Origin of the sequence: Flavobacterium sp. (assembly GCF_035292545.1) — a bacterium.
In the GTDB taxonomy this organism is placed as follows: domain Bacteria; phylum Bacteroidota; class Bacteroidia; order Flavobacteriales; family Flavobacteriaceae; genus Flavobacterium.
In genome coordinates, this window is record NZ_DATDPV010000084.1 from 1 (window position 1) to 6,183 (window position 6,183).

The window sequence follows — 6,183 nt, forward strand, 5'->3', positions numbered from 1 at the left end:
GCGGCATCCTTTGTTTTCTTTCTTTAAGAAAACAAAGATATAGCGCACAGCCCGACAGCACCGGAGCTCGCGGAGGTGGTGACATGCCAAAAAAATAAAGCCAATTCTATTGCTAAAATTGGCTTTGGTTTTATCCGTGGATGTGTGTTTAGAAATCAGATTATATGAAATGTTATTTACATGTTAGAATATGATCTTGTCTTTTTAATCAACTTTTAAAATAAAAAAGGATAATTTTTAATTTTTGAAATAATTTTCAAATAATTCGGCATCAACTTACTTTTTAAATTAATGAAACTAAAAAAAAAAATACTTTTTATCTTTGTAATATATGGATTGTTAATAAAGTTAAATTAGTCATTTTTTTAAGTTAAATTATCATAACTTACTGAAAACTAGTAACTTTATAAATAATTAAGAAATAACAATCGACCCTTTATGATTTATTATAGTGGTATTATAGATTGCACTTAAATAAAGTCATAGCAGATTTACTTCCATGGTTTTTATTCAGTTTAATTTTTAAAATTTTCATTTTTTTTGAAAAACTTTCACTTTTAAAATTTTGAAAACCCAATTTCTACCTTTGCTTTCTTATTAATAATATGGTCTTAAAACCAAATTATTATGGAAAATTTTATTTTTAGTCAGTTAAAAAGTATGCAAGGGTATTGTTCTACTTTTTCCTCCTGTTTCAACGCAGGTTTTTCAAGTTTTTTTAGCACAAATAAATTTGTCAAAAAACTCTTTTTTTATGGCACACTATTGCTTTTAGTGTTTAGTCAGGGGTCTCTTTATAGCCAAAGCACCAGGCCGAGTGCTAATCTGGATCAGATTAGAAATGGATCAGGGGATTCCCCTATTGATCCAGCAAATTGGGTAAATGGGAATGCCGGGGCTACTCAGGCGCACTATGCTGAGGGATGGTCCGTTGCTTATCGTATCTTATTAGGAAACCTAGCTACAGGCGTTAATGTACCTCATGAGCTCATCATAGAATGGGATGTAAGACATTCAGGAAAAAATGCACTTGATTTTATAACAGGGTATAATAATATAGATAACCCAACAGATACTCATTTTACAACCTTTGATCATAATCCAGAACAGATACTACCTCTTCAAGGTCTCACAGGTCCGTTTAGTGCACCCGTAGATTACGCAATTCTTCCGCCACCTACCGATCCGCCACTCGCTTATTTTAATGCAGTACCAGCTGCGAAGAGAATGATAACTATCTATAATGGTGCAATTACCGGCATGGAATATATTGGAACTGCAGATTTAACGGTTGCAAAATCGGCTCAAAGATTTAAAATCACCTTTACCGCATCTGACTCAAGAGTACTACTAGCTTGGGGTGGTCATATTGCTGCTGAATACGATTGGGGTACGGGTAATGGGGCTACGGCAGTTTCAGGATCTCCGTACCATATGCGACTCATATCGATAGACGGTACGGGTGGTAATCAGGACAGGTCACTAGCCGCAGCGGCTGTAGCTCCGCCACCACCAGCCTGTGATATTTCACCGGCAACACAAACTATTTGCGCAGGGGGAACAGCTCAATTTAGCGGACCCGCTGGCTTGAGCGGCTATTCATGGTCAATTACAGGAAGTAGTGCGACTTTGACTAATGCAGATCAGCAGACCGTAACCGTTAATGGCGCTACAACCGCCGAATCGCCATATACCTTAACACTTGTTACTACTAATTCCGGAGGGGTTGACTCGACTGATAATTGTACGGCAACTTTGTCAGTCAATGAAACTGCTGCGCCAAGTGTAACTTACAATCCACCTGCCTGTGATGAAAACACTTTCAGTATTACCATTGATGGTGTAATCTCGGGAGCTGTTTATACAGTTAAGGATAAAGATGGAAATGCTATTACAAGTAATCCCGCACTTTCTCCAGTCTCGCCTTATACTGCCTTAAATACTGATGATATTACATTTATTAATATTCCGGCAGGATCGGGATACCAGGTCACAGCTTCAGTCAGTGATTGCCCATCCACAGCAACCAGTTGTGGTACAGCATCAGTACAGAGAAGTACTAAAACTGCCGAAGTAGTCGCTCCTATGGAAGTAACAACCGAAAACGTAACTTTTACAGCATATCCGGTACCATTTAAAGAAAATATCAATATTCGTTATAATTTTAATTACAAAACAAATGCAAGAATAGAGATTTATGACTTAAGAGGTAGATTGTTGATGACACATGATGATCCAGATGCTTATTTTGATAAAGAAGTGACTTTGGACACTAAATTTAATCATAGTGAAATGCAAATATTCTTTGTCAAAGTGACAACGGATAAAGGATCAACTACTAAAAAAGTAATTTCTACTAAATAATTAAATAATAACATTAACTAAGAAGGCTGGTAAAATACCAGCCTTCTTTTTTTGAAGTTTTATTTTCTAAAAATTATTCTTGGACAATGGCTTTTCATATAAAGAGGTTAGTTGCTTTTTTAGTTTTACAATAGGCTTTAGGATTGAACCAGTTCTAGACTTGAGCTTTTTTTGAAATTATTAAGATGTTTTTTTGATGTCACACTAATCCATATTAAATGTGATTTTAACTGTTTTTAATTGATTAAAATATAAAAGAATAGTGTTGTTTTCTTTGTAATATATTGATTATTAAGATTGTTAAAATAACTGGTTTTTATGACTGAAATTTTCTTAAGTATCTGTAAATGAGTAACTTTATATTGTAATATTAAACTTTGAAATAATGAAAAATATTATTCTTTCCAATTTTCATCCTGTTTTGGTAGGGAAATTAATTAATCAGGAAAAGCTCAATCAGTATACCAAGTTTCTTTACCATCATTTTCAAAATATGCCACAATTGGCAGCTACACAAACTGATGTAACTGATGCCAAGTCAATTAGTTTTGAGTTTGTTTCAGACCATGTTGATAAGTATGCCGTTTCTTCTGAAAACATTAAGAGTAGACAAATTTTAATATTTGAAGAGGTTGAGGATTTTATTGAAAATAAAATGGAAGTTACGCCGCCTTCAGAGTATCCTTTTCCTATTAGTTTTGAAGTCCATTCAGAGAATTTTTTCGGGCCTAAAATAGAGGTTCGAATGGAATGGTTTAAAAGTAAAATGGGTTATGTTTTTGATGAATTTTATTCTAAAAAAACTATTAAGCCTGAAAATCTTATACACGTTACTTGTTCTGGTTATTCCTCGCCCAGTGTTGCGCAGGAAGCTGTTGTAAAAAGATATTGGGAAAGTGTTCAGGTTACCCATTCGTATCATATGGGATGTTACGGCGCTTTTCCTGCCATCCGGACTGCCAGTAGCTTATTATGTGCCAGTCCAAATAATGGTAGAGTAGATGTGGTTCATACTGAATTATTATCCGCACACTTGAATTTAACCGAGTTTTCATCATCAAACACCTTGATTTGTTCGCTTTTCGCTGACGGTTTTATTGGATACTCCTTATATGAAGAAGAGAATTTTCTTAAGGATAATAGTATTAAGGAGAAAAAAGGATTGCGAATTTTATCGTCTTACGAAGTTCTAATTCCTGATTCCTTAGAAGATATGTCATGGGATTTGGGAGAGTATAGTTTTTTGATGACACTTTCCAAAAGAGTTCCTGTATTTATTCGTAACAATATCAAATCTTTTTTAGCAAAGCTTTGTGAAAAAGGAGGAGTAGATCTCGAAAAAGAGAAGTCTAGCATGCATTTTGCAATTCACCCAGGCGGGCCAAAAATTATTGATTATGTGGTAAATGAAATAGGATTGGATAAGAATCAGGCTCGATGGTCTTACAATGTATTATTCCTTCAAGGAAATATGTCTTCTGCCACTATTCCTCATATTTTTAATGAAATTATAAATGATAAAACTATAAAAGCAGGAACAAAAGTTGTTGCGATGGCATTTGGTCCGGGTCTTACATGTACTGGATTGTTACTTGAAAAAATATAATTTCTGACCACTTTTGTTTTAAAAATTAACACTAAATGATCGAATTGAAATCTATATTTTTTTATTAATAATTATAAATAAATTCTAAAATTTTAATTGAACAACTGAAAAGTCTTTAACTTAAATTCAGTCCAATCCCTTCGTGTAAAAACTATTGAATATTTGTCCCAATATTTTTAGAAAACGATAGTAATAAATAGCAGTGAATTTGTAATATATTACACGTTTAAATATGTTAAAGTATTGATATTCAATAATTTAGATTGTTTATTTAATATTTAAATATTAATTTTTTTTTAACTTTACGACCTAATGTATTTAATAAAAACAATACATTATTAAGGAAAAACATTTAATTATTAACTGTTCTAATTTATTAACTTTTTTATAAAATTAAGATTATGAAGCAGGCTATTCTAAGTTATTCGAAAACCCATTTCTAATCATTACTTTTTTACAAATGATATGGTCTTTAAATTAATAATTTTTTTTAAAACCAATCATTATGAAAACATTTGTATTTTATGCGAAAAAATGTGTTTCAGACTATTGTTGCACTTTTTACTTTATGTTAACGGCAATTTTGATGATGAGCATTTCGTCATATGGGCAGGCTATTACAGGTGTTGTGCCTGTACAAACGCCACTTGGAGGTTCTGGGGTGGATGGTGATGCCTTAGCTCACACGCCAGCTACTATCCCTGGATATGTAGGTAGTACTACCGGTGTTGGGGATTTGTTTGACATGGTCCATCCAACAGGCACCCATGGGGTACTTGACTTAACTACCGGTAATCTTCTTTATCCCGGTTTTACTTATTTTTTACAAGATCCTTATGTAGATGATAAAACCATATTCACATTATCTAACAAAATAAATGATAATCCAAATACTTATACTTGGGGTCCGGGTAGTTCACCTAACAAAAATGAAATCCAAAATTGTGGTGCTCATTTTTCTTATGGTGAACCATCATTGGGTGGATTATCAACTGATTTATGGTGTCTTTTTGCCGGTGACCGTCAGGTAACCAATGGGAGCAGTTATATAGATTTCGAGTTTTTACAGAAATCCTTAACAATAACAGGTGCGGAATTTGGCACTTTCAATCCCCAAACAGGTACAACACCAATCACAGGCGGAAGCGGTTCATTTTTATCTCTAGGAACTGATGGAGGTCGTACTGTAGGGGATTTACTGGTTACCATCGAGTTTGTTCAGGGTGGTGGTGCTGCTTCAATTTCAATCCGTAAATGGGAGGCAGTAGGAGCTGGTTTTGAATATGTAATTCATCCTAACTCCGAGTTTCTTGGCGAGGTTTTTATCACCAATAATACTTCTCCTACCTCGGTGCCATTTGATGTATATGGGACCAACCCTGGTTCTTATGTTGTGAATCAATGGGCCGAGGGTGCTGTGAATCTTACGCAATTGTTCGCACAGGACCCTTGTTTTGTAATCAGTACTTTATTTATCAGAACAAGATCTTCAGGAAACTCAGATCAATCTGAATTAAAAGATTTTCCAGGTGCTCCGATTCAATTGGAATTGAATTTTATTCCAGATGCACCAACTGTAACTTCGGTTACACGTTGCGGACCTGGTGTAGTAAATTTATCAGCCAGTGGTTGCCCAGGAGGAACATTGAAATGGTATGATGCTGCTACATTAGGGAATCTAGTAAATACTGGACCCACATTTTCTCCAAATATTACTTCAACGACCAGTTATTGGGTAAGTTGTACAAATTCCAGAGGCTGCGAAGGTCCAAGAACTCAAGTTACCGGAACAGTGAATAATGTTGTACCGGGAACAATAGCTGGGGATCAAACACTTTGTACGCCATTTAACCCGGCCGAATTTACCAGTACAACTCCTGGTTCAGGAAGTGGTACTATCACATACCAATGGCAAATGAGTACAACAGGTTGTAGTTCTGGTTTTGCCGATATCGTTGGAGCTACTTCAGCTACTTATGATGCAGGGGCTGTGGCGGTAATAACCTATTTCCGTAGAGTAACTACTTCAACACTCAATGGCGTTCCATGTTCTGATAACAGCAATTGTTTGACAGTAACACCAAACGCAATAAATCCGGGAGAAATAGCAGGCAGTCAAACGCTTTGTACTCCATTTAATCCAGCGGCTTTCACCAGCACAACTCCTGGTTCTGGAGGTGGCGCTATCACTTACCAATGGCAGATGAGTACAA

2 protein-coding genes and 1 pseudogene are annotated in these 6,183 nt (G+C 35.3%); all 3 read left to right on the plus strand.

Translation table 11 applies throughout. From position 1 onward, the window contains the following. Nucleotides 1-660: 660 nt before the first annotated feature. Nucleotides 661-2,364, plus strand: coding sequence for a T9SS type A sorting domain-containing protein (locus VI621_RS14755; RefSeq protein WP_324219173.1), 1,704 nt, complete (start codon nucleotides 661-663; stop codon nucleotides 2,362-2,364). A gap of 385 nt (nucleotides 2,365-2,749) precedes the next feature. After that, the gene (locus VI621_RS14760; protein ID WP_324219174.1) at nucleotides 2,750-3,970 is read left to right on the plus strand and encodes a 3-oxoacyl-[acyl-carrier-protein] synthase III C-terminal domain-containing protein; all 1,221 of its coding nucleotides are present in this window, start codon (nucleotides 2,750-2,752) and stop codon (nucleotides 3,968-3,970) included. A 505-nt stretch (nucleotides 3,971-4,475) separates the two neighbouring features. Beyond that, nucleotides 4,476-6,183: pseudogene (locus VI621_RS14765) on the plus strand (hypothetical protein); the annotation flags it as partial.